Below are 26,290 nucleotides of genomic sequence, written 5' to 3'. Positions count from 1 at the left end.
TAGGCAAAGAAGAAGAAATTTCATTACTTTTGCAATCGAAATGATATCAATAAATAACTTAACATTCGAAATAGGCTCTCGCGCATTGTATGATGAGGCCAACTGGCATATTAAACCTGGAGATAAGGTAGGTCTAATTGGAGCCAACGGTACCGGTAAATCTACTTTGTTGCGATTGATCGTAGGACAGTATACGCCTACTTCAGGAAGTATATCGATGGCGAAGGACTTAAAAATTGGTTACCTAAATCAAGATTTATTATCTTATCATTCTGATAAAAGTATTTTACATGTAGCAATGGAGGCGTTTGAGCGCCAAAATCAATTACATACTGAAATAGAAAACTTACTCCAAAAATTAGAAACAGACTATTCTGACGATATTCTAAATAAATTAAGTGACAAGCAGATGGAATTCGAAGCTTTAGATGGCTATAGTATCGAATTTAGGGCTCACGAAATTTTAGCGGGTTTAGGTTTTTCAGAAGATGAGCAGAAACGTCCGTTAGCGACCTTCTCCGGTGGATGGCGCATGCGTGTCATGCTGGCAAGAATCTTATTGCAGACTCCAGACATTTTATTGCTGGATGAGCCTACCAACCATATGGATTTACCTTCTATTAAATGGCTGGAAAATTACTTGCAAGGGTTTGAAGGTGCGATCGTCATCGTCTCACACGACAGGTACTTCTTAGACCGTATTATTAAAAAAACGGTAGAATCCCGCAAAGGTAAATTAACGCTGTACGCTGGTAATTACAGTTTTTATTTGGAAGAGAAAGCACTAAGAGGTGAAATTCAGGCTGGTCAATTCAAGAATCAGCAAGCGAAGATCAAACAGGAAGAACGTTTGATCGAACGTTTCCGTGCGAAAGCCTCAAAAGCAAAGATGGCACAATCCCGTATTAAGGCTTTAGATCGAATGGAAAGAGTGGAAGATGTTGATGATGATAACCCAACAGTAAACTTTAGCTTTAAGTTTTCAAAACCATCGGGAAGACATGTTGTTACCTTAGAAAATGTATCTAAATCTTATCCAAACCTCGAAATTTTAAGAAATACGGAGGGGATTATTGAAAAAGGTGATAAAATTGCCTTGATCGGTGCCAATGGTAAAGGTAAATCGACTTTGTTACGTATTGTGGCAGGTGCAGATACGGAGTATGATGGAAAATCTGAACATGGCCACAATGTATTGCAAACATTCTTTGCACAGCATCAATTGGAAGCCCTGCATCTAGAAAACAGCATAATTGCAGAGATGCAAGCTTTTGCGCCTAAACACACAGAAACCGAATTACGTTCAATCTTAGGCTGTTTTCTATTTTCCGGTGATGACGCATTCAAAAAGATCAAAGTCCTGTCTGGAGGTGAAAAATCACGTGTTGCACTTGCAAAAGCATTAACAGCTGATGCTAACTTCTTAGCACTAGATGAGCCTACCAATCACTTGGATATGCAATCGGTTAATATTTTGATTCAAGCACTTCAGCAATTTGAAGGTACCCTAATTGTAGTTTCTCACGATCGTTACTTTTTGGATAATGTTGCCAACAAAATATGGTATATCGAAGATAAAGAAATTAAAGAATACCCAGGTACATACCAAGAATTTGAAGAGTGGAATTCAAAACGTGTGATCAAACCTGAAGAAAAAAAGGTCGAGAAAAAAGTTGTAGCAGAAGAGCCTAAAAAAGTCAAAGTTGCTCCTTCTGAAGATAAATTTAAACTGATCAGCAAAAAGAATAAAGAATTAGCGGCACTAGAGGTTAAAGTAGCTGAAAAAGAAGTTCTTCTAAAAACACTGGAAACAGAATTAGCAAAAGAAGAGATCTATTCCAACGCGATCAAATTACAAGAACATACGCGTAATTATAATTCCTCTAAAGCAGAATTAGAACAATTGCAAAAAAATTGGGAAGATTTAGCTGAAGAAATTATGGAATTGGAAGATTAATTACACTCACTTTATTAGAAAGGTATACAATAGGCAGGCTTATTGTATACCTTTTTTTATTATGAAAGAATTGTGAAAATAAACTGGATCGAAAATATCTTATACCCGAAAGTATTTTTAAGTAGAAGGAAAGCCACAAAGTATTTCCAAGGAAAAACTATTTTAATCACCGGAGCAAGTGAAGGTATTGGAAAAGCCTGTGCAATACTTCTTTCCAAATTCCATGCACATCTCATCTTAGTGGCTCGATCGCAAGAAAAATTAGAAGAAGTAAAAGCAATTGCTACCCAAAACAATTCCACTGCGTGCATCTACGTTACAGATCTATATCAAGAACAACAAATAGATCAACTTATTGAATATATTCATGCAAGACAGATGAAGGTAGATATATTTATTTCTAACGCAGGTAAATCGATTCATCGTAGCTTAACAAAATCCTTGCCGCGCTACCATGATTTTACAAGAACCAACATGCTGAATTATTTGGCTCCAGTGAAATTGACATTAGCACTTACTCCTATTCTATCACAGCAAAAAGGTCAGATTATTAATATTTCTGCGCTAAATGTTTTGCTCCCACCTGCACCACACTGGGCTGCATACCAGGCATCAAAAACAGCATTTGATCAATATTGCCGATCAAACCAATCTGAATGGAAAAAAATGAATGTAAAGCTAAAAACAGTCTACTTACCATTGGTAAAAACAGAAATGATAGCGCCTAACGATCGTTATAAAAACTTTCCTGCCATGCAAAGTAGTGAAGCAGCCTTACGTATTATAAAACTCATCTTAGGTACTGATAGTTATTCTAGGCCATGGTGGTCTCCCTTTCCTATAACAATCGGATTTTTTATTCGAAAAATATGGGATAAATTTTAACCATATTCCTATGAGATTACGACAAAAAATTGATTTCGCTATTCAAGTATTTAAATCCATCCTATATACGTTTCAATCAGGTGTTAATTTATTTTCTTTATTGAAATCAATTCGGAAAGCAAAAGATTCCTACTTAAATGATGGTAATCGTACCATAACTTACGCAGCTCTGTATGATGAAACCTGTCTTACGATTGAAAAATTAAAAATAGTACCCAAAAACAAGCTATCTTCCCGAGTCATTCTCATCGCAGACAACAGTTTCAATTTTATTAGCTATCTATTTGCCCTTTCCGCACTTTCAAAAGAGGTAATTATCATGAGTTCCCAATTATCCGATCTCCAATTAGAGAAAATTTTGGAAAATTATCCCCAAGTTCTAATGCTAACAGATAACAAAGATCGATTAGAAAATCTACGTACAAAGTCTTTGATCTATTCTTTTGCGGAAATTAATGCATGCGTCATCAATAAAGTCTCTCATAAAATAAGACGAAACAATGGTAAAATAACAATTTTAAGTACAGGTTCTTCAAATATTCCAAAACCCATTGAACGTAAACTCAATATCTCAAAAATATGGAGTCCATTTACAGAATTAATTTCAAAACTTGGGCTACTTAACTATTCCTCTACTTTCATTACAGTTCCATTTTATCACGGTTATGGTCTTGCAAGTTTGATTTTAGCACTATTTTTAAAGCACAACCTACACTTCACCACAAAATTTAGCGCTAAATGCATTACTCAATTCACGAACAACAGAATAGACTGTTTGGTTCTTTTACCTTCTATGATTCCCAAATTCATTGAAATAGATCAAAATGCACTGGGCCTGTTCCGATGCATTATTTCCGGAGCAGATAAACTAGAAGCAACATGGGTATCATGTATTCTAAATCAATATACCGAGACGAACATATATAATCTCTATGGAACCACAGAATTGGGAATCTGCAGCATTGCTACCCACACTGATTTAACAAACAATAACAATACGATTGGCCGATTTCTAAAAGGTATCGAATACCACTTGCAAGCAGATCAGCAGCTCAAAATAAGATGTCCATGGATACACGATCAGTCTAAAAATCAATATGTAAGTACTGGAGATCGCATACACCAGGATAAAAACGGATTTTTATATTATCTTGGCAGAACAAACTCTTCATTTAATATTGGCGGAGAAATTATTCATTTTAGTGAATTAGAAGAAAAAATAAACAGTTATGAATCTGTTGCCAAAACTAGAATTCTCGTGTCTAAAAATGAAATGATGATAAGCGAATTGAATTTAGAACTTACCTTAAAAAAAGATTCGGCATTTAATGAAGCAGAATTTAGAAAATGGCTCAATAGGACATTCCCTAAATACTTGCAACCAAAGTCCCTTCACTACAACGATAATTAATCCGTTCGGCTACAATAAAAAACCCTCAACACAGCACATCTATTACCACCTATATATCAACAAATTAAAGATATATTTGTAAATAAAAAATTAAGATTAATTATAATAAAATTCCTTAATCGGCTCAAAATGGATGAGTCTTTCATTGAATTTATTAATGTTCTCCATCTTACCAGATAAGTCATAGATCACAGCCAATTCACCACCTAGCTTTTCAATAGTTTTCCGATTGAATTTCACCTTAAATTTTAGAGCCTCATTTTCGAAATTCGTAACCTGTTCAAAGTCACAATCCATAAATCGTACATGCACAGTACGAATTAAATAATACCGCGATAGCATCAATTCAATTTCCTGAAATAAGGATAAGATAATAACCATGAAGAAAGTAAAAAACATTGCTAATTTTGTTTCTCCTATTCCCGAGATCATACCTAACCCTGCTGTTGACCATATCACGGCGGAAGTCGTTAAACCTTTTACCGACAGTTTTCCTTTAAAAATAACACCCGCACCGATAAAACCAATACCAGTAACGATATTAGCGGCAATACGATCATCACTCCCATTGCCACCCATCATTTTTGAAACAACAGTAAAAACAGCTGAACCAAAACAGATCAAAACAATCGTTCTAAATCCAGCTGCTTTATTTCTATATTCCCGCTCAAAACCTATTATAGCGCCACAAAATATGGCAACCAGCACATTCCAGATGTATTGATTATCAAAGAAATTCAGCAAAGAGTCCATAATTGACGAACGTATTATAAATATGCATAAGTAATACCATCACCACCACGGTCCTGATGTTCGTCTTCAAATCGGGAAATATGGCTGTATTTTCTTAAATAATCACGGATAAACTTTCGTAGAATACCATCCCCTTTACCATGGATAATTTTTAAAGAAGGGTACCCGATCATCACTGCTCTATCCAATACTTTCTCCAACTCATACAGCGCATCTTCGGTGCGCATACCGCGAAGATCAATCTCAGGATTGAAATCAGCTACAGCATGTGCAGAAAGTGTCTTAGATCCAGCTTTTGCTGCTTTCTTCAAATCTTTACCCGCTAACTTGATAACATTTTTGCGCTTCTGCACCGTTCTCAGTTCACCCATTGCTAGAATAAGATTGTTTTTTGCAACCTCTAATACAACAGCCTCATTTTCCGAATCGATAATCTTTACCCAATCGCCAACAGCAATTTCCTCTGTTAAATCAGCGGTAGCAATAGGTTTCTTCTCGATCTTTTTATCCTTAGGTAGTATGGTCGAGAATGAACGATCCAAATTGGCGCGAATTTCCTTAGTCTTTTCTTTATCAGCCTGAGCAGACTTAATCTCTGCTACTGTATTTTCAATTAATTTATTAGAGTTTTTTAAGAGTATCTGGGCTTCTTCCTTTGCTTTTTTGAGAATTGTCTTTTTATTCTCCTCCAAATAAGATTGTAAATCCTCGTATTCAGATTTTATGCGGATCAATTCCTTTTCTCGTCTTGTTATAGCAGCTTTTGTATCAAATATTTCCTTCTTTTCGCGCTCCAGATCTACCAAAAGCGTATCTACTTTTTTCTGATGGTTTCCAACCTTCTGTTTTGCTAAATGAATAATCTCTTTATTCAATCCAATTTTTTGCGCAATTTCAAAGGCGTAAGAACTCCCCGGTTTTCCGATCTGCAAGATATAGAGCGGTTTCATGGCGACATTATCAAAAAGCATCGAAGCATTTTCTAAACCAGGTGTTTGATTTGCAAATACTTTCAGGTTCGAATAGTGCGTCGTCACCACACCGCGAATGTTCTTTTTATTTAAAGTTTCCAAAACAGCCTCAGCAATTGGTCCTCCAAATAATGGATCAGTACCCGTACCAAACTCATCAATTAATATAAGCGTTCGAGCATTCGCAAACTCTGTAAAATACTTCATCTTAGAAAGATGAGCACTATAAGTACTTAAATCACTCTCTATCGACTGATCATCACCAATATCTGCAAAAATTTGCTTATAAATCCCCATTTTGGAGTGCGCATCAGCGGGTATTAACAATCCGGATTGCAACATGAGCTGCATCAATCCTACTGTTTTCATACAGACAGATTTACCTCCAGCATTAGGTCCTGACACCACGATAACCCGCTGTACATCGTCGATCTTGATATTTAGAGGAACGATTGTCCCGCGGTCGTGCCCAGCATTTAGTGTCAGTAAAGGATGCCGCGCATTCACTAAATTTATTTCAGCCTCTTTGGATAATTCAGGCATTTCCGCCTCAATATCTAAAGCAAAAAGTGCCTTCGATCGAACAAAATCTACCTTAGTAAGTAAGCCATCATACGAAAGCATCAACGGTATATGCGGTCTCAATTTGGTTGTTAACTCGACTAAAATACGTATAATCTCACGTCGTCTTTCAAACTCCAAATCTCTAACCTTATTGTTCAGGTGAAATACTTCTTCAGGCTCTATGTAAGCAGTTTGTCCCGTAGCAGATTCATCATGAATCAGTCCTTTTACTTTACGTTTATTCTCAGCTAAGATAGGAATACAAAGACGGCCGTCTCGAATAGTCAAATTACCGTCAGCTGTCCATCCACTGTTCTGCGCGCTTTTAAAAATGATATCAATTCTTTTACGTGCTTCCTGTTCTGCTTTCAAGATGCTTTGAGAGAGATCAAGCAACAGGCGTGAAGCATTGTGCTTCATTTTACCCCGATCATCAATGATCATTTCAATATCACGGATAATCTGCTTTTCAATAGGAAGATGTTCAAACAGTAATTCTAAATTAGGATACTGCCCTTCCCGATCATTGAAATATCGGATGATAGCATAAACAGTTTTCAACGAAAGAAGCACACGATAAAACTCCTCCTCCATTAAAAAGGCGCCTTCGACTTTAGCTTTTTCAACTAAAGCACGAATAGGATATAAATGATCAACTGGCAAAGCATCATCAGTTGTTAATAAATCTTTAAATTCATTCGTTTGACGTAAAAACTTGTCTATCTGATCAAATCGGGTTTGTGGCTGTATCTTATCAACCAAATTACGCCCCGACTCACTGATACATTTTTGTTTTATCAATTCCTTAATCTCGGCAAAACCGAGCTTATCACTTGCGTTATTAGGATAAATCATGTTTCTATTACTATTTATTTAACCGGTTCTGGAGAAAGAATCTCCGTTTTTTGTTTGACCTTTCGGTCCAGTAAAAGAGGTTGTTTAACCGGATTTTTCACCTCCTTTACATCAGTTTTAAGAGGTATATCTTCAGAAGCCTTGACCGATTCAAGTTTAGGTCCCTGGCCATTTCGTATGGATTTGGCCTCAACTTTCTTAGTAGCAGTCGAATCGCTTTTGGAAGTAGCTGGTACAGACATATTTTTAAGTAAGAATGTGCCTAGATTCAAATTACCTTTTAAACCCGATTTATTATAAAATTCTTGCGCGGCCTTTTTGTAATCCCATTTTACACTATCTTGTTTATAATTTAGGATTAGTTTTTTCTGCGACTCATAAAGTTCTTTAAAATCATTTATGCGAGTTAAACTATCTTGAAAATGTGCATTCTGTATAGAATCTTTTCGTCGAATAGAATCCATTCTGACCTGGTCAGTTTTGATATAACCGTCATTCATATTTTTCAGATTCTTACCGACCTCCTCATATATCTTGTTCATCACTTCGGCATCACTACCATAAAAAGAAAGATTTTTCTTAAAAGAAGTGGAATCCAAATCATAATTTTTGAACGTATTGTCATATAACGGAAATATAACGCGCTTTGCACTATCCGAGTTTAATGTTGACAGATAAGCATCAGTTATATAAATCTCCGTTAGGACCTTCACAAAATCCTTTTTTGGAATAATATCTTTCTCATTTGTACTTTTACAAGAAACAAATAAAAAAATCAGAGCAAGTACATTCAGTATTAATCGTTGCATTTCGTAATTTTGTACAAATTTATAAAAAGGCCTGACATTTGTCACCCTTTGAATTCTTAAATATACAATTATCATGAGTATTGCAAGCAACCTAGAAGCGATTAATTTAGAAGTTAAAGCGCTCGGCGTTCAACTAGTCGCTGTATCAAAAACAAAACCGAATGAAGATATCATGGAAGCCTATGAAGCTGGGCAACGTGTTTTTGGTGAAAACCTTGTTCAAGAACTTGTTGAAAAATATGAATCTCTACCAAAAGATATCGAATGGCATCTTATTGGTCACTTGCAAACAAATAAAGTTAAATACGTAGCTCCCTTTGTGACCTTAATCCATGCTGTTGATTCTTTCAAACTTCTGAAAGAAATCGATAAACAAGCTGCTAAAAACAAGCGTGTGATCGACTGCTTACTTCAGGTACACATTGCTGAAGAAGATACTAAATTTGGTTTTGACCATGCAGAATTAATTGAAATGTTACGCGATGAGGAATTTTTCGCTTTAAAACATGTCAACATCCGTGGCTTAATGGGTATTGCAACCAATACAGAGAATGAAAAAGAGATCAAAGAGGAGTTTTATGAGCTAAAATCATTATATGATGGCATCAAGGCAAGTTTCTATCGTAAAAACGAAAGTTTCGATACGCTGTCGATGGGTATGTCTTCTGATTACAAATTAGCAATAGAAAAGGGATCTAACATGATCCGGGTGGGAAGTACTATTTTTGGAAAACGCGTCATCAAACATTTTAAAAACAATGACTAAAGCGATTATTAGAACTGCTGTTGAAGCAGATTGTCCTGCAATGCTGGAATTAATTAAAGAACTTGCCATATTAGAAAAAGCACCCAATGAGGTAACGGTCTCTATGGAAGAGTTTATTGACGCCGGATTTGGAGAAAACCCAATATGGGGAGCTTTTATTGCAGAATTTGATGGGAAAATCGTCGGAATTTCACTATATTACATTCGTTATTCCACTTGGAAAGGAAGAAGGCTCTATCTTGAAGATTTAATTGTGACAGAAAGTATGCGTGGCTATGGAATTGGCAAACAACTTTTCGAAGAAACTATCAATTACGGCAAATCTAAAGGATATCAAGGCATGGTTTGGCAGGTTTTGGACTGGAATGAACCTGCTATTCAATTCTACCGAAAGTATAAAGCGGACTTCGATGCCGAATGGATTAATGTATCGATAACATATTAGAACAGAAAAGGACGGTTAAATTACATGAAACCAAAATACTATTTCAACCCCTCGATCATTTTTGCATTAATTGCCATTACTTCATGTACTGGTAACGATACGGCAAAAGAACAAAAGAAAGCTAGTGGTGATACGCTTCATTATGACATGAAAGAAGTGCATCGGTATAGCAACTTTTTTGTGAAAGAAGGTGAAAAAATAGACACAACATTCTTCAGAGCTAAATATCCACAATTCAAGGATACCGTCATCAACACATTACTCAATCAATCGATTAATTTAGAAGGTGATTCGGAAATCAGTATTTCAGCCAAAAGATTCGTCGATGCATATGATGAATATGTAGAAGAAAATAGTGGCAGTTCTTCCGCAGCTTGGTTTCGGGATTTACAGGCAAAAGTATATCAAAATACCCCTAAATTTATCAGCATAGAAACCAACCAAACCGAATATACCGGTGGTGCTCATGGTGACCATTTTACTCTTTTTACACATTATGATATCAATTCAGATCAAAAAATAACATTAAACGATATCATAAATGAAGAAAATCAGAAAGAATTGATTAAAATTGCAGAAAAATACTTTCGCAAACTGGAAAATCTATCTGACAAAGAATCTTTAAATGACAAGTTCTTTTTTGAAGCTGGCAATTTTGCCCTTGCAAACAATTTTGCTTTAGACAAAGAAGATCTACTTTTCTATTACAATGTATATGAAATTAAACCCTATTCTGGGGGAAACACAGCACTAAAAGTGCCATATAAGGATATAAAACACTTGATTTCAAACAAGGGTCTAGAATATATCAATAGTATTAATTAGCAATCAACCTCAACGTAATCCTATCCGATGCAAGTTTTTAAATTTGGTGGCGCATCAGTCAAAGATGCTGAAAGTGTAAAAAATTCAGCACATATTATCTCTAAATATAAAGTGGACGCTTTATTGGTCGTCGTATCGGCCATGGGTAAAACCACCAACTTATTAGAAGACGTAACAAAAGCATATCACCAAAATACAGGTGAAGCATTTGAAATACTTGAAAAAGCCAAAGCATTTCATTATAACATATTATCCGGTTTATTCGAAGATTCCAATCATCCTATATTTGATGAAATCGCCAATTGTTTTGTCGAAATCGAATGGATATTAGAAGAAGAACCACAAGATTCTTTTGATTATTTATTTGATCAAATCGTTTCTACGGGTGAAATCGTTTCTTCCAAAATTCTAGCGGCTTATCTCAATCACATTGGTGTAAAATCCCAATGGCTAGATGCCCGCAACTACATCATGACCGATAACACCTATACCGAAGCGCAGGTTAACTGGGAAAAGACAGAAGCTATTATTCAAGCTGAGATCCCAAAAATCCTTAGCGAATATATCGGGGTCACACAAGGATTTATAGGCTCGACATCCGAAAATTTCACGACAACATTAGGTCGTGAAGGATCAGACTATTCGGCAGCAATCTTTGCAGCATGTTTAAATGCTGAACACGTGACAATTTGGAAGGATGTACCAGGTGTACTCAATGCCGATCCAAAATGGTTTGAAAAAACTGAATTGATACCTGAATTATCTTATACAGATGCAATTGAATTGACCTATTATGGAGCAACCGTTATTCATCCGAAAACAATTAAGCCACTTCAGAATAAAAATATCCAGTTAAATGTGCGGTCGTTCCTTAATCCGGAAGTGCCAGGAACTAAGATCAAGAGCACAAATGTATCTTTACCTGTACCATCGTTTATTTTTAAGGTCAATCAAATTTTGATATCCATTTCACCGCGTGACTTTTCATTTATTGTAGAAGATAATCTGCGCGATATTTTCAATTTGTTTCACCAATTCCGCATTAAAATCAATATGATGCACAACAGTGCAATCAATTTTTCAGTTGCTGTAGACGATACCGGTCAAAACATCCTGGAAGTACTGGACGAATTAAAGAAAAAATTCAAAGTCAATATTGAAACTGGTCTAGAGCTTATCACCATCCGTTACTATAACCAAGAAACAATCAATAGAGTTTTAGTGGATAAACAGGTGATCAGCGAACTGAAAGATACCTATACTTGCCAGCTTCTTGTAAAAAAAATATAAATGAATACACTTATCCTTCAAAAGGAGGTTCAAGATTTTATTAATCAAAATGAATCAGAATCTTCCGCTAAATTAGCGCTAAAAAAATCTCCTTTTGAAGGAATTACCTCGTCTGAACTTGCGACACAAATAGATGGCAGACAGCGATGTCGCAAAAAAATTCCGCTTTGGGCAGAAACAGCGAACATATATTACCCCGATAAATTAAACTTAGAACAATGTTCTTCGGAAAAAACAGCGATATTCAAAGCATCACTAATTCCGGAAAACGTCACTTTAATCGATATCACGAGCGGCTTTGGTATTGATGATTTTTACTTTTCAAAAAGAGCTAAAAAAGTAATTTCCTGTGAGATCAATCCGCAACTTGCACTCATATCTCAATACAATGCCAAGCAATTACAAGCTAAAAACATAGAAGTTATCGCTTCAGATGGAGTAGACTATATTGCTAAAAATAAAGATCTTAACATAGGGTATATATACATAGATCCTTCCCGCAGGGTGGCGCAGCAAAAAGTTTTCATGTTGAGTGATTGCGAACCCAACATCGTTTCCTTACAGGAAAACTTTCTACAAAGAGCAGCCCATATCATGATAAAAGTTGCTCCTCTTCTGGACATCACAGCAGCATTGTCTGAGCTAAACCATGTCAAGCAAATCTATGTCATTAGTCTCCAAAATGACTGTAAAGAGCTACTTTTCATTCAAGAAAGAGATTTTTCTGGTCAACCAGAGATTACCGCTGTCCGTATTTTTGGTGACAAAACACAACAATTCACATTCACACAGGCAGAAGAAACTGAAACGGTCACTTCATTTTCAGCACCGCTGCGTTATCTTTATGAACCGGATGTATGTCTTACTAAAGCTGGTGCTTTTAAGAGTATAACCAAAGCATTTGATCTTAAAAAACTGCACCAACATACGCACCTATATAGTTCAGAAATTTACCAAGAAGATTTTTTAGGAAAAATTTATGAAATCATCGAAGTTATTCCGTTTTCCATCTTCAAAAAATCAAAAGAAAAATTAAGAACAAACGCTGTAGCTAGAAATTTCCCTTTAAAAACAGAAGTACTAAAAAAGAAATTTAAAATTATGGACGGCGGTGAATTACATAGTTTTTTTACTACAGATCATACAGGAGAACTGATTGTCATCCACGCGACACGAAAATAGTAAAGCGACAATACCATTACATATTTTCCTAAAATAAAGCATAATTTTATTATATGAGAAATATTGCTTTATCAGCTTTAGATCTTGCGCCAATCAAAAAAGGTTGCACAACGTCAGAAGCATATAACAGAACCATAAAAATAGCGCAACATATTGAGCAGTTAGGATATAAAAGAATCTGGGTAGCAGAACACCACAATATGGAATACATTGCCAGTTCAGCAACCTCGCTCGTTATTCAGCACATCGCAGCAAACACCAAAACCATTCGTGTTGGATCTGGAGGTATTATGCTACCGAACCATTCGCCCCTTGTCATTGCAGAGCAATTCGGTACCTTAGAGACTCTTTATCCAAATCGTATTGATCTTGGATTAGGCAGAGCTCCTGGAACGGACCAAGAAACAGCAATGGCATTACGTCGCAATAATTTTAATACAGCATACCAATTTCCACAGGATGTTGCGGCACTGCAACAATATTTTAGTGACAGTAATGTTGACTCCAAAGTAAGAGCTTTTCCGGCCGAAGGTCTAAACGTTCCTTTATATATTTTAGGATCCAGTACAGACAGTGCCGATTTAGCCGCCAGCCTTGGACTACCCTATGCATTTGCCGCACATTTTGCACCGGCACAACTGGCTCAAGCAAGTGCCATCTACCACCAGAACTTCAAACCGTCAGCTAGTCTTTCAGCACCATATTTTATTGTTTGTGTCAATGTAATTGCCGCGAAAACAGTAGAAGAAGCCGAATTACAGTCAACAAGTGTAAAAAATTTATTTGCGGGGATTCTAACCAATACAAGAGCACCATTGTCACCTCCAACATTTGAGGTTATTTACAAAGGGATTCCAAGTATTGAGCAAGCCGCAGACAATATGCTTTCCTGCAGCTTTATAGGAGACAAAGAGACCATCAGAAAGGAATTGGAACCGTTCATCGAAAAACTACAAATCGATGAACTTATGGCCATATCTTATATTTATGATGATCAAAAATGTCTTGACTCGTTCCGCATATTGAAAGAAGCATTAACAGATTAAGAAAGTTTATTTACATCGTGCATTAAAATTTCTATATTTAATTATTCAAATTATAATGCACGATGAAATATTTAAGCCTTACAGCACTATTTATAACACTTATTTTTCAGTCCTGTCAAAATCAGAGTCCGGTTAATAAGACAATTCCTAATGACACTGCCGCTAGTGAAATAACAAGCGACACAAGTGCAGTGAGCAGGCCTAGCATCAAAACCTCTACCAATAAAGAAGCATCCATTTTCATGATAGATACCTATCGGATTTATGACGATTCAGAAGATCCGAGCAAAATTTTAAATGATGGATGGCTAGATCTTTATGAGGAAAAAGGAGAATATTACCTTGCAAAGGTCGATTATAAAATAGAAGATGGATTCAGTGAGTGTGCGGGAGTACCCACGAAAGGAGTAATTTCAAAAAGAAATTCCATCCTATTTCTCAATTTCCCTTTTTTAAAAGCAGGAAAAATTGAAAATCTAAAGATTACCAAAGCTGAAATATGGCCTAAAGAAACTGTTCAGTATAATTTTAACAACCAAAAATACTTGTTAAAAGGATATGGTGACATTGTAGGAACCAATATTCAAACAAATGAGCAAAACCATGAAGAAGTCTTTCACGATGTTAAGAATTATAAATTAACATGTTCATTCAACGGAAACTCAGAGATAAATATGTTCAAAGCTGACCAATTTAATGACACTTTTATCAAAACATTATTTGTAGGAGATATTGATCGTGATGGAAAACTTGATTTTATTATTTCTACCCCTACCAATTACGAAGAAAACAGTATTATGCTTATCCTTTCGTCTCAAATAAGAGATAACGATATGGAGAAAAGCAGCTATAAGCAAGATGTGCAATTTGATTGTTAAAGATGAAAATAAAGGCGATCATACAGGATTTCAATCCGGTTCAAAAATGTATATTTTCATTTTCCTTTAGCATCCTAACAGCTGTTATTTGCTATTGTCTAAATATAAACCTCTTAATGAGTGCTATACTTTTTTGGATTACCTTTAGTTTGAGTTACAGCGCTGTGTCGTGGTTTATCTTTTACCAGATGCCCGTAAACCGAATTGTTAGAAAAGCGGCATCCGAAGACGGAAGCCGTCTATTTGTATCCATTTTTATTTTAATGGCAAGTTTTGCCTGTTTGTTCGCTGTACTTCTCATTATTATCACAGATAGTACGACCGATATGCCCAAGGGCGCAAGCATCAGCATCTGTGTATTAAGTATGATGAGCTCTTGGTTTTTGGTACATACGACCTATGTCTTCCATTACGCACATCTGTACTATGCAGACGGTGCCACTGGTAAAGGATTGGATTTCCCAGGAAATGAAAAACCTGATTATATGGACTTTGCATACTTTTCATTTGTGCTCGGTTGTACATTTCAAGTTTCTGATATTGAAGTTTCGTCACGAAAAATTAGAAGAGTGGTTCTGTTTCATGGATTACTCGCTTTCGCTTTAAATACATTTGTTGTTGCATTAACAATAAATATTATTTCCGGCCTTATACATTAACCAAAAAATTTGTACTGGCTACAGACCCTTTCTGGACCAATACAAAAAAATCAAATAGCATATCGTTCTAAAAGCGAAGCCTTGTTACAAAATGCCCATTTAAAAAGAAAACGCACCCATCGAGCGATGGTGTGCGTTTCTAATTGAAAGGGAATTGAAAGGAATCTTTATAATTTCTCTGCATGTTGTGAAATATCCATACCTAATAACTCCTCCTCTTCAGATGCACGAAGGGGTGAAATCAGATCTGTTATTTTCAACAATAAGAAAGCAACAATTAAAATAAAAGCAGCGGACGCAAACAAACCAATTATATGCGCCTTAAATAGGGTTATTTCACCAAAAAATAAACCATTATGCTCAACAGCACCATTAATTTTTTTATGAGCAAATACGCCTGTCAAAATCATCCCTACAATACCTCCAACACCATGACAAGGAAAAACATCTAACGTATCATCGACCTTTGAACGGGTACGCCAATCGACCACAAGGCGACTTACAATTGCCGCTACAGCACCAATTACTAATGAATGCGGAACAGTTACAAACCCGGCGGCCGGCGTAATCGCAACCAGACCCACTACTAGACCAATACAGGTTCCCATTGCAGATGGTTTAGTACCACGGATAGCATCAAAGAAAATCCAGGTAAGTGCAGCTGCTGCCGAAGCCGTCATTGTTGTTGATAGTGCCGTCGAAGCAAGGCTAGAAGCAGAAAAGGCAGAACCGGCATTAAAACCAAACCAGCCAAACCACAGCATACCGGTACCGAGCAATACATAGGTTACACGTGCAGGTGTATGATGACCAGGCTCTCTACCCTGTTTTAAGTAAATCGCTGAAGCCAGTGCTGTTAAGCCCGCTGACATATGTACGACAGTTCCTCCGGCAAAATCCAAAACACCCAGCTTAAACAATAAGCCATCAGGATGCCAGGTAGCATGTGCCAAAGGAGCATATATGAAGACGAAAAATAAACAGATGAACAAAATATAAGATGTAAAACGGATACGCTCTGCAAAAGCCCCCGTAATAAGCGCCGGTGTAATGATCGCAAATTTCAATTGAAACATAGCAAACAGTGCAAATGGAATCGTTGGAGCACCCACCCAAGGTTTACCATCAATTACATGATCAAACATAAAATACGTCATCGGATTACCGATGAAACCTCCGATACTATCTCCAAATACTAAACTAAAACCAAAAACAACCCAAATAACACTAACAACAGCCATACAGATGAAACTTTGAAGCATCGTTGAAATAACATTCTTCTTTCTAACCATTCCACCATAAAAATATGCTAAACCCGGTGTCATAATTAGCACTAATGCCGTTGAAGTCAACATCCATGCTACATCAGCTCCATTATATTCATAATTTCCATCATTTTTAGGTAAAGAAGGAAAAAATAGTGCCATTAAAACTATTATTACCATAAAATAGAAAGGAATCGCTGTTTTTTTAATCATTTTTAATTGTTTTGTTAATCAATATCCAAATTAAGGCAAAAATTACAGTAAAAACAATATTTATTTCAAATATTTTAAAATAAAACATCAAAATTCTACAAAAACACAAACAACAACAAATATATAATGCATTTTACTAAATATAAAACAGAAAAAGGGGGTAGAAACTTAATTCTACCCCCTTTAACAAGACTTATATAACAAAAAACTACATTTGTCTACTTGATATTATCTTAATAATACTTGCTTAAGCACCAATTTGCTTATCCAGTTTCTCACTTAGCACTGATTTTGGCACAGCACCGATTTGTTTATCGACAATCTCACCATTTTTGAAGAATAATAACGCAGGAATATTACGAATTCCAAAACGAACTGAAATTTCTGGGTTTTCATCTACATTTACTTTTCCGATTACCGCTGTATCAGCATAATCCTTAGCCAACTCTTCTACAATTGGACCTACCATACGACATGGACCACACCACTCTGCCCAAAAGTCAATTAAAACTGGTTTGTCTGATTTCAACACAACTTCTTCAAAGTTGCTATCTGTAATTTCTAAAGCCATATTTTTATTTTTTTAACCGAAGTTATTTGATAATTATTATTTACTCATTTATAAGAACAAATATAATAAAGATGTCCGTAATATAAGTGTAATATTAAATTGACACCATTTAATTCAATCGGTAATTTACACCTTCAAACTGCTCTATAGCCTCTAAGAACTCATTTGTCAAGTTGATACGCTTTAATTTCGCAGGCATCTCAATAGAAATTTCATCCTGCGGATCCCAAATTTTGAAACGCAGTTGACAATTCGGAACCACCCCTTCGATCTCATTTGAATCCAACACTTGCTTCATCTCCTCCAAAAATAGATCATTTAATGCTGGCAATGCAATATTAATGGTGAAAATTTTAGCCATTTTCTCTCTCAAATCCGACAATAGCTGAATACCCTTGATCTCAAAACCCCAGTTCCCAACTTGTTTAAACCTTTCCTGCACCAAACCTCGGAGCTGCACAAAATAGCCTTCTTCGAGATACCCCTTGAACTTCACATAATCTTCACCAAAAACCATTATTTCATAAGAATCTGAATAATCCTCAATAATGAAAGAACCAAAAGGCTTACCCGATTTTGCAATACGATGGTTGGCAAGAGCAATAATACCACCGATAACAACCTCCTTATTTTTTATCCGATTAAAATCCAACAAAACATCTTCTTCAACTTCAGAAGCCTTAACCTTATTGATTAACTGCAGATCACTCACTTTGTTTTGACAGAAATGCTTAATCTCAAACTTATAGTTATCCAAGGGATGACTAGTCAGATAAATACCGATTACCTCTTTCTCGTACTTTAATTTTTCGATCAAACCCCATTGTGGGCAAGAAGCCAATACAGGTTCTGGAAGCTCAGCTGCGCCATCTCCGCCAAATAAACTTACCTGAGCCGAATTTTCATTTTCCTTGAATCGCTGTGCAAACTTAATCGCTTTTTCTAAACCAGTCGAATTATCTTCACTGTGAAAATATTGAGCACGATGCATATTTTGAAAACCATCAAATCCACCTGCATAAGCTAAACTTTCAAAAGCTTTTTTATTAGCGGCACGCAGATCAATCCGTTTTGCCAAATCAAAAACCGATTTATAGGGTCCCTTTGCACGTGTCTGTACAATCGTATCAACCGCTCCTGCTCCCACACCTTTAACAGCTCCCATTCCAAATCGGATCGCACCACGATCATTCACAGTAAATTTATAATGTGACTCATTCACATCTGGAGCCAATACTTCAAGTCCCATGCGCTTACACTCCTCCATAAAGAAAGTGACCTGTTTGATATCATTCATGTTATTTGAAAGTACAGCTGCCATGTATTCCGCTGGAAAATGCGCTTTCAGATAAGCAGTTTGATAAGCAATCCAAGCATAACAGGTCGAGTGCGATTTATTAAAGGCATAACTTGCAAAAGCCTCCCAATCTGTCCAAATTTTTTCTAATACTTTCGGGTTATGTCCCTTTTCAGCAGCCTGAGCAACAAACTTAGGTTTCATCTTATCCAAAACCGCTTTTTGCTTCTTACCCATAGCTTTACGCAACACATCGGCATCACCTTTGGAGAACCCTGCCAATTTCTGCGAAAGAAGCATTACCTGCTCTTGATATACAGTAATACCATATGTTTCCTGCAAATACTCCTCACAAGCATCTAGATCATAAATAATAGGCTCTGTCCCGTGCTTACGCTTGATAAAACTGGGGATATACTCCATTGGTCCAGGTCTATAAAGGGCATTCATAGCAATTAAATCCGCAAAAACCGTTGGTTTCAGATCTTTCATATGCTTCTGCATACCCGGAGATTCATATTGGAATACCCCAACCGTTTCCCCTCTTTGGAATAACTCGTAAGTCAATTGATCATCAATAGGAAATTCATCGGGATCTAATTCCAGGCCATTACTCAACTTCACGTTAGCGACCGTATCCTTTATTAAGGTCAATGTTTTTAACCCTAAAAAGTCCATTTTCAACAAACCTGCAGATTCAACAACAGAGTTATCAAACTGTGTCACATACAGATCTGAATCTTTTGCTAATGATACAGGAACAAAATTAGTGATATCGTCAGGAGTAATAATTACCCCACAAGCATGGATACCTGTATTACGCATGGAACCTTCCAATACGCGGGCCTGCTTAATCGTTTCCGCTTCAAGACCCGCACCTTCCGATATGGCGATCAGACGATTAACAGCTTCCAGTTCATCTGCGCGCAAAGTCTCTTTCAACGCTTTTTCATCCATATTGAAGATCTTTGCCAGCTTCAAATTTGGAATCAGTTTTGCAATTTCATTGGCTTCCTGCAAAGGCAGATCCAGTACACGAGCCGTATCTTTAATAGACGATTTGGCAGCCATGGTACCATATGTAATAATCTGGGCTACTTGCGAAGCTCCATATTTATCAATTACATACTGCATCACGCGACCACGACCCTCATCGTCAAAGTCAATATCAATATCGGGCATCGATACACGATCGGGATTTAAGAAACGCTCAAATAGCAAATCGTATTGTATCGGATCCAAATTTGTAATCCCTAAACAGTATGCTACAGCAGATCCAGCGGCAGAACCACGACCTGGACCAACAGAAACGCCCATTTTACGAGCTTCAGCAATAAAATCCTGTACAATCAAAAAATATCCAGGATAACCGGTCTTCTCAATGGTAGTTAACTCAAAGTCCAGGCGCTCCATGATATCGTCCGTTACACCCTGCTTGTAACGACGCTTAGCTCCTTCTATAGTTAGATGTCTTAAATACTTATTTTCCCCCCTCTTACCATGATCTTCCTGATCTTCTGCAACCTGAAATTCCTCAGGGATATCAAAAGCCGGTAAAAGAACGTCACGGTATAAAGTAAAGATTTCAATTTTATCGACGATCTCTTGAATATTGATAATCGCATCTGGTATATCCTTAAATAGCTTCTTCATTTCTGAAGCAGGTTTGAAGTAATATTCCTGATTAGGTAATCCAAACCTAAAACCTCGCCCCCGTCCTTTCGGTGTGCTCAACTTTTCACCATCCTTCACACACAACAAAATATCATGGGCGTGAGCATCAGGCTTATTGATATAATAGGTATTATTCGTCGCAATCAGCTTTACATCATGTTTACGAGCCAAACTGACTAGCGTCGTATTTACGCGGTCTTCATCCTCCTGACCATGGCGCATCATTTCAATATAAAAATCATCCCCAAACTGATCTTTCCACCAGATCAAAGCTTCTTCAGCCTGATTTTCACCGATATTAAGCACTTTATTGGGCACCTCTCCTTGAAGATTTCCAGACAGGACAATTAAATCCTCTTTATATTGCTCAACAACCTTTCTGTCAATACGAGGTACATAATAAAACCCTTCCGTATAGGCTACTGAGGCCATTTTAGCCAGGTTATGATAACCTTTTTTATTTTTCGCTAAAAAGACAATCTGATAACCATTATCTTTTCTTTTCTTATCAAAATGATCATCACATACGAAAAACTCACAACCCACAATAGGTTTGATTATTTTCTCCGTAGGACTTTCTCCAGCAGCTTCTAATTCTTCATTTTTTGCTTTCGCCGCTTTATTATGATCGCCTACTTTAGAAACAAAATGAAAAGCACCCATCATATTACCATGATCGGTCAATGCAACAGCTGGCATGCGATACTTCGCAGCAGTATCCACCAAATTAGCTATAGAAATTGTTGATTGCAGGACCGAAAACTGAGAATGATTATGTAGATGTGCAAAATCGGCATTTTCAAAATCATTCAGCACATCATGATCAATCACAACTTCTTGACCACCACTTGGCTGACTGCGCTTTCTAATTTCATCCGAAGCCGCCTTCAGATTCACGTGCTTTAAACCAACAGTTGGAATTACTGATGGGTTCTGCTGTTTAAAATCTACAAAATACCCTGTATCAGTCTGTAACTGATCAACAGTAAAAACTTCCCTTCTAACTAATTCAAAAAAACAACGTGTAGTTGCTTCCACATCGGCAGTTGCATTATGTGCTTCAGCAAAGGGAACTCCAAATAGATACGAATGAAGTTCAGTTAAATTTGGTAATTTAAAACGACCTCCACGTCCACCAGGCAATTGCAGTAAAGCAGCTGTAACCTCAGTACAGGTATCCAAGATAGGCATTTCACCCATAGGAGATTGAACATCATAACGATAGAACTCGCTACCCATAATATTCAAATCAAAACCAATATTTTGACCTACAATAAATTTGGCTTTAGCTAATGCTTCATTAAACTTAACCAGAACATCTTGAATGGGAACACCCTGTTCTGTCGCTAACTCGGTGGAAATACCATGAATTTTCTCGGAGTCATAAGGAATATTGTAACCATCCGGTTTGATCAGATAATCCTCATGCTCAAGCAGATTACCCATTTCATCATGTAACTGCCAAGCTATTTGAATACATCTGGGCCAATTATCAGTATCTGTAATCGGCGCATCCCAACGTTTGGGTAATCCTGTTGTTTCCGTATCAAATATAATGTACATACCTTAATTCTTTATTCTTTCCTAAACAGCTAAATATCAACAACTAAAAGACTTTCAAACAGATTAAAACAGACCTGTTTAAAAGTTTACTAATTTACAAATTTATTCCTCACTAAAGCTGAAAAACAAGTCATTTTACTAAAAAAAATAAGCTCATTTTTCATCTTTTCGCCTGCCCTTATCCTGTTCAAACAAAAACTGCGTTGTGCAAAAAAAGCAATGAACTTAAGCCATCTTTTTAAAAGCTTTTACTAATTCACTAACAGCCTGATCTAATTCATTTTCAGACAAGGATGCAAAGCCAAATCGAAATGCATTTTGAGTTTCATCGATACGAACAATTTCAAGCGAACAGTTCAAAAGTAAATCATTCACCAAAAAAGGAGGCTTTAACCGAACCCAAATGGCCATTCCACCAGCAGGCAAGGAGAAATAAATATAATTACCTAATCGATCCCGTAAAAGCTGATCCAAATAATCCCTTCGTATTTTATAGCAACGTCGTGCTTTTTTTAAGTATCTGTTCAACTCCCCCTCTTTAATCAACTCGGCTAAAGCATGTTGCATATAACCATCTCCTCCCACATCAATGATCTTTCTATAGGCAGTACACTGCGCAATGAATTTTTCTGGAGCAACCATAAAACCAATACGGATCGAAGGATCTAAGATTTTGGAAAAAGAACCGATATAGATAACATGCCCCTGATGATTACTACTAGCCAATGGTAAATAAGGAGATGAGGTATAATGATAATCATAGTCATAATCATCTTCAATAATCACAAATCCATACTGTTCAGCTAATGCTAATAATTTCATTCTACGCTCTACCGAAAGCGTAACTGTGGTGGGATAATGATGATGTGGTATAACATATATCAAGCTGATTTTTTTCAACTTACACCAAGCTTCCACGGCATCCGTATCAATACCATCCTCATCAACCGATACAGAAATAACTGATGCACCGGTATCTTTAAAAACCTGATTTGCCAATGGATAGTTGGGTTCACCAACAAGCACATGCGAACTATTATCCAGTAAAAGTTGTGCCGCCAAATATATACTCATTTGCGCTCCATGAGTAATCAGCACATGTTCCACCCCCATAGTGAGACCTCTAGATTCGATCAGATGATTCGCCAATTGCTCGCGAAGCTTGCGCACACCTTGCCCCGTACCAATATTTGCAATCTTCGAAATTGTTTTTCGGTTTGTAAAAGTCCGATAAGTCTTCAATAAATCATCAATTGGTGACAATCGTATATCAGGATATCCGTCATCAATAAGCACCTTATCAAATCTTTCCGCGATTTCAACCGACACTTCTGGCTGAGATTTTTTATACGAAATGGGAAGATCTTTTCCGTACCCCGTACGCACGAATGGCCTATTCCATTTTTGGGCCTTCAAAATTGGGATAAAGTTTGAAACAGCAACATATTTACGCGGTTCCACAATAATCCAGTCCTGGGACTGGAGCTCTTCGTAAGCAGCGATCACTGTTTTACGGTGAACAGCAAGATTTTTTGCCAATTCACGACTGCTGGGTAGATGTGCCCCAGGTTTTAAAACCCCATCGCTGATCGCATTAATGATTGAAATCGAAATCTGCCTGTATAGGGCAATATTACTCGATTTATCAATGGTTATAATATGTTCAAAAGGAAGCATACTGGACTACTTAATTACTTAAAACTGGAGCACAAAGGTAGTCCTATTTAAGAGTAATTTTGTCATAACAATTAAAAAAAGAAAATATGAAATCAGAAATTAGACAAGCAACATTAGCAAACCTTGACGAAACAGCAGTATTATTTGATTTATACCGTGTTTTTTATCGTCAGCAACCAGATCTTGAAAAAGGAAAAGCTTTTCTTAAAGAAAGATTTGTAAATAGCGAATCGACGATCTTCTTAATCTATGTGGATAATCAAGCAGTAGGATTTGTACAGCTTTATAAACTTTTCCATTATACCAAACTAGCTAAACAATGGTTATTAAGTGACTTGTATGTACACCCGGACTATCGCGGCCAAGGTCTGTCGATCGCGCTTATTGATCGCAGTAAATTATGGTGCGAAGAAACAAATGCTTGTGGACTAATGCTGGAAACAGAAAAAACAAACGTAGTCGGCAATAAGTTATATCCGAAATGCGGATTTGAATATGATGGATTACACAATTATTATCATTGGTGGAAATAAGTATACTAGAATGGCGAACGTAAAACGTTCGTCATTCTTCAAAAATTAAACTCAAGCTTTATTCAAAAATTAATAAATTGCCACCATGAATATTTCCGATCTGATTATTACTAAGAACGAGCAGACTGAACTGGCTAATATTTTTCTTAATAAAGAGAACAATGCTTCCATACAGCAGTTAATAAAAGAATATACCTACAGCGAAGAGCTCCTTCAATACGGACTACCTGTAAACAATAAAATCCTCTTGCATGGAAGTTCCGGATGTGGTAAAACAACAACAGCCAAAGCAATCGCGCAAACACTGGGAAAACCTATTTTAACACTAAACCTCAGTACAATCGTCTGTTCCCGCATTGGCGAAACATCACAAAACATAAAGCAAATATTTGATAAAGCGGCCCGCGAAAAGGCTGTCCTATTCCTAGATGAGTTTGATCAAATTGCAAAAGCAAGAGGTAATGACGACAAAGATGTTGGGGAGATGAGACGTCTGGTAAATACACTGATTCAACTCATCGATTATTTACCACAGACCGTATTACTGATCGCTGCAACGAACCATGTATCTATTATAGACAAAGCATTGCTACGCCGATTTCAATTACAGATCAGCTATGATTTACCATCACAGTTAGAATTAGACAAGTATTATGATACGCTTATCGAAAAATTCCCTGCAGATATTAAACTGTTTCAAAGAAAATACGAGATATCCTACGCAGAAGCTCGCGATCATGCTTTCACACAAGTTAAAGCAAGTCTGATAGCAAAATTGGAAAAACAATAAATCACGATGATATGACTAACACAATCTTAGAGAATCTGAAAGTAATTGAAGTTAAAATCAAAGCATGTTGCCTACTATACAATCGTGACCCCAAAGAAGTCAAACTATTGTTAGCGACTAAAACAGTTCCGGCAAATCGTATAAAAACGGCTTTACTCGCAGGATATACATTAATTGCAGAAAATAAAGTTCAAGAATTAAGGGACAAATATGACGATTTAAAAAATATCCCGCATACCAATCATTTTATAGGCCATTTACAAACCAATAAAATCAAATACATACTCCAGCATGATGTCACTTGTGTGCAATCTATAGACCGGTTTGATCTAGCCAAAAAAATAAATCAAAGATTACAACTTGAAAATCGAACGATAGACATTTTAATCCAGGTGAATACTTCCATGGAAGAAAGTAAATTTGGCATATCACCTGATAAAGCCATTGATCTGATACGACAGATAGCCATATTAGAAAATGTAAAAATTAAAGGGCTCATGACCATTGGTCTATTCAGCGCAGAAGAAGATAAAATTCGTGCCTGTTTCCGATTATTGAAAAACCTCCAGCAAGACATTATCAAAGCTGAAATCCCTGGCGTCGAAATGACAGAATTGTCCATGGGTATGAGTGGCGATTATGAAATTGCTATTGCCGAAGGAGCAACAATTGTACGCATAGGGACAGCAGTATTTGGAAAGCGGATATATCCAGACTCCCACTATTGGAACGAAAGTAAAAACTAATATCACAAAAAAGGCTTTCCAATGAAAGCCCTTTATATCCTGTTATAATTAAGAATTATTTTGCGTCCAAAATAATAACCTCAACTCGTCTATTCTTTTGACGACCTTCTGGAGTTTTATTATCTGCTACAGGTTTAGTCTGACCAATACCCTTTGCCGCGATTCTAGACTCTGCAATTCCAGCATCTACCAAAAACTTTTTAACCGAGTTAGCTCTCTTTTCAGCTAACCATTGGTTATACTCCACAGTACCTGTCGCATCTGTATGCCCATCAACACGGATCTTACTTTTATTTTCTTTTAAAAGTGTTGCCAATTTACTCAATTCCCCTTTAGCTTTTTCTGTTAAATAAGAAGAGTTTGTCGGAAATAGCAAATCTGATGAAATCGTAAATTTAATTCCTTCATCTGTACGAGTAGCATCTTCAAAATCACGTTTAACGTTTTTCAATCCATCATCAGTACCATCAATACTAACAACAGCACCTGGATTAACAATTACAGCTTGTTGTTTACATGAAAACAAAGAAATTGAACAAAGCAAAGCAACAGCAATACTATTTATTTTTTTAATCATCGAATGTTTAGATTATTTATGATAAGCAAAAACTAACTGTAAAGATATAAAAAAAAGTGAACTCAAGAAAAACAGAAAGGGATACAGA

The 26,290-nt window shown here is 36.6% G+C and carries 22 protein-coding genes; 14 read left to right on the top strand and 8 right to left on the bottom strand.

Going from position 1 to position 26,290, the window contains the following annotated elements:
- The first annotated feature begins 40 nt into the window (after nucleotides 1–40).
- The 3 genes from M2265_RS01175 (at nucleotide 41) to M2265_RS01165 (ending at nucleotide 4,253) form a co-directional block, all read left to right on the top strand.
- Complete coding sequence (locus M2265_RS01175) at nucleotides 41–1,957, top strand: ABC-F family ATP-binding cassette domain-containing protein (RefSeq protein WP_132768472.1); 1,917 nt, start codon at nucleotides 41–43, stop codon at nucleotides 1,955–1,957.
- Between the two features lie 72 nt (nucleotides 1,958–2,029).
- On the top strand, nucleotides 2,030–2,842 hold the full coding sequence (locus tag M2265_RS01170; protein WP_165905838.1) for an SDR family NAD(P)-dependent oxidoreductase: 813 nt from the start codon (nucleotides 2,030–2,032) through the stop codon (nucleotides 2,840–2,842).
- Nucleotides 2,843–2,852: 10 nt separating this feature from the next.
- Nucleotides 2,853–4,253 carry an AMP-binding protein gene (locus M2265_RS01165; protein ID WP_132768476.1) on the top strand — a complete coding sequence of 467 codons (1,401 nt, stop codon included), beginning with the start codon at nucleotides 2,853–2,855 and terminating at the stop codon, nucleotides 4,251–4,253.
- Nucleotides 4,254–4,349: 96 nt separating this feature from the next.
- Here M2265_RS01165 and M2265_RS01160 read toward each other — a convergent pair whose 3' ends face one another.
- From M2265_RS01160 to M2265_RS01150, 3 genes are read right to left on the bottom strand one after another with little or no spacing between them, the layout of a single operon-like run.
- Nucleotides 4,350–5,006 (bottom strand): MgtC/SapB family protein, encoded by a 657-nt coding sequence (locus M2265_RS01160; RefSeq protein ID WP_021190497.1) that lies wholly within the window; start codon nucleotides 5,004–5,006, stop codon nucleotides 4,350–4,352.
- A gap of 14 nt (nucleotides 5,007–5,020) precedes the next feature.
- Nucleotides 5,021–7,396: an endonuclease MutS2 gene (locus tag M2265_RS01155; protein WP_132768478.1), complete on the bottom strand. Its 2,376-nt coding sequence runs from the start codon at nucleotides 7,394–7,396 to the stop codon at nucleotides 5,021–5,023.
- Nucleotides 7,397–7,410: 14 nt separating this feature from the next.
- Nucleotides 7,411–8,205 (bottom strand): DUF4296 domain-containing protein, encoded by a 795-nt coding sequence (locus tag M2265_RS01150; protein ID WP_165905839.1) that lies wholly within the window; start codon nucleotides 8,203–8,205, stop codon nucleotides 7,411–7,413.
- A gap of 73 nt (nucleotides 8,206–8,278) precedes the next feature.
- Here M2265_RS01150 and M2265_RS01145 point away from each other — a divergent pair, with 73 nt between their 5' ends.
- The 8 genes from M2265_RS01145 (at nucleotide 8,279) to M2265_RS01110 (ending at nucleotide 15,296) form a co-directional block, all read left to right on the top strand.
- Entirely contained in the window at nucleotides 8,279–8,971 is a 693-nt protein-coding gene (locus M2265_RS01145; protein WP_021190495.1) for a YggS family pyridoxal phosphate-dependent enzyme, read from the top strand.
- On the top strand, nucleotides 8,964–9,416 hold the full coding sequence (locus tag M2265_RS01140; protein WP_132768482.1) for a GNAT family N-acetyltransferase: 453 nt from the start codon (nucleotides 8,964–8,966) through the stop codon (nucleotides 9,414–9,416). Before M2265_RS01145 ends, M2265_RS01140 begins: the two co-directional genes overlap by 8 nt.
- Nucleotides 9,417–9,440: 24 nt before the next feature.
- Nucleotides 9,441–10,241: a DUF3298 and DUF4163 domain-containing protein gene (locus tag M2265_RS01135; protein ID WP_021190494.1), complete on the top strand. Its 801-nt coding sequence runs from the start codon at nucleotides 9,441–9,443 to the stop codon at nucleotides 10,239–10,241.
- Nucleotides 10,242–10,268: 27 nt separating this feature from the next.
- Nucleotides 10,269–11,531 (top strand): aspartate kinase, encoded by a 1,263-nt coding sequence (locus M2265_RS01130; protein WP_021190493.1) that lies wholly within the window; start codon nucleotides 10,269–10,271, stop codon nucleotides 11,529–11,531.
- Nucleotides 11,532–12,713, top strand: a complete 1,182-nt coding sequence (locus tag M2265_RS01125; protein WP_132768485.1) for a class I SAM-dependent methyltransferase — start codon at nucleotides 11,532–11,534, stop codon at nucleotides 12,711–12,713. It begins immediately after the preceding gene.
- A 53-nt stretch (nucleotides 12,714–12,766) separates the two neighbouring features.
- Nucleotides 12,767–13,759, top strand: a complete 993-nt coding sequence (locus tag M2265_RS01120) for an LLM class flavin-dependent oxidoreductase (RefSeq protein WP_132768487.1) — start codon at nucleotides 12,767–12,769, stop codon at nucleotides 13,757–13,759.
- A gap of 62 nt (nucleotides 13,760–13,821) precedes the next feature.
- The gene (locus M2265_RS01115) at nucleotides 13,822–14,637 is read left to right on the top strand and encodes a hypothetical protein (protein WP_132768489.1); all 816 of its coding nucleotides are present in this window, start codon (nucleotides 13,822–13,824) and stop codon (nucleotides 14,635–14,637) included.
- A 116-nt stretch (nucleotides 14,638–14,753) separates the two neighbouring features.
- Nucleotides 14,754–15,296, top strand: coding sequence for a DUF1345 domain-containing protein (locus M2265_RS01110; RefSeq protein ID WP_237682739.1), 543 nt, complete (start codon nucleotides 14,754–14,756; stop codon nucleotides 15,294–15,296).
- 167 nt (nucleotides 15,297–15,463) lie between these two features.
- Here M2265_RS01110 and M2265_RS01105 read toward each other — a convergent pair whose 3' ends face one another.
- From M2265_RS01105 to M2265_RS01090, 4 genes are all read right to left on the bottom strand, one after another.
- A complete protein-coding gene (locus M2265_RS01105) occupies nucleotides 15,464–16,774 on the bottom strand; it encodes an ammonium transporter (protein ID WP_132768493.1) in 1,311 nt (436 codons plus the stop codon).
- Between the two features lie 247 nt (nucleotides 16,775–17,021).
- Entirely contained in the window at nucleotides 17,022–17,345 is a 324-nt protein-coding gene (gene trxA / locus M2265_RS01100) for a thioredoxin (RefSeq protein WP_021190487.1), read from the bottom strand.
- Nucleotides 17,346–17,454: 109 nt separating this feature from the next.
- Nucleotides 17,455–21,879, bottom strand: a complete 4,425-nt coding sequence (dnaE, locus tag M2265_RS01095; RefSeq protein ID WP_132768495.1) for a DNA polymerase III subunit alpha — start codon at nucleotides 21,877–21,879, stop codon at nucleotides 17,455–17,457.
- A 225-nt stretch (nucleotides 21,880–22,104) separates the two neighbouring features.
- Nucleotides 22,105–23,556 (bottom strand): PLP-dependent aminotransferase family protein, encoded by a 1,452-nt coding sequence (locus tag M2265_RS01090; protein ID WP_132768497.1) that lies wholly within the window; start codon nucleotides 23,554–23,556, stop codon nucleotides 22,105–22,107.
- Nucleotides 23,557–23,642: 86 nt separating this feature from the next.
- Between M2265_RS01090 and M2265_RS01085 the strand changes: the two genes are divergently transcribed.
- The 3 genes from M2265_RS01085 to M2265_RS01075 all read left to right on the top strand — a co-directional run bounded on the left by M2265_RS01085 (nucleotide 23,643) and on the right by M2265_RS01075 (nucleotide 25,625).
- Complete coding sequence (locus tag M2265_RS01085) at nucleotides 23,643–24,089, top strand: GNAT family N-acetyltransferase (protein WP_132768499.1); 447 nt, start codon at nucleotides 23,643–23,645, stop codon at nucleotides 24,087–24,089.
- An 85-nt stretch (nucleotides 24,090–24,174) separates the two neighbouring features.
- On the top strand, nucleotides 24,175–24,879 hold the full coding sequence (locus tag M2265_RS01080) for an AAA family ATPase (protein WP_132768501.1): 705 nt from the start codon (nucleotides 24,175–24,177) through the stop codon (nucleotides 24,877–24,879).
- Between the two features lie 11 nt (nucleotides 24,880–24,890).
- Nucleotides 24,891–25,625 (top strand): YggS family pyridoxal phosphate-dependent enzyme, encoded by a 735-nt coding sequence (locus M2265_RS01075; RefSeq protein WP_132768503.1) that lies wholly within the window; start codon nucleotides 24,891–24,893, stop codon nucleotides 25,623–25,625.
- A gap of 55 nt (nucleotides 25,626–25,680) precedes the next feature.
- Here the strand turns inward: M2265_RS01075 and M2265_RS01070 are convergent, their stop codons facing one another.
- Nucleotides 25,681–26,202 (bottom strand): OmpA family protein, encoded by a 522-nt coding sequence (locus M2265_RS01070; protein WP_243655378.1) that lies wholly within the window; start codon nucleotides 26,200–26,202, stop codon nucleotides 25,681–25,683.
- Between the last annotated feature and the right edge of the window lie 88 nt (nucleotides 26,203–26,290).

This window comes from Sphingobacterium kitahiroshimense (assembly GCF_025961315.1).
GTDB lineage: Bacteria > Bacteroidota > Bacteroidia > Sphingobacteriales > Sphingobacteriaceae > Sphingobacterium > Sphingobacterium anhuiense.
Note: the sequence above shows the minus strand (reverse complement) of the source record. Positions and strands in the feature narration are given on the sequence as shown.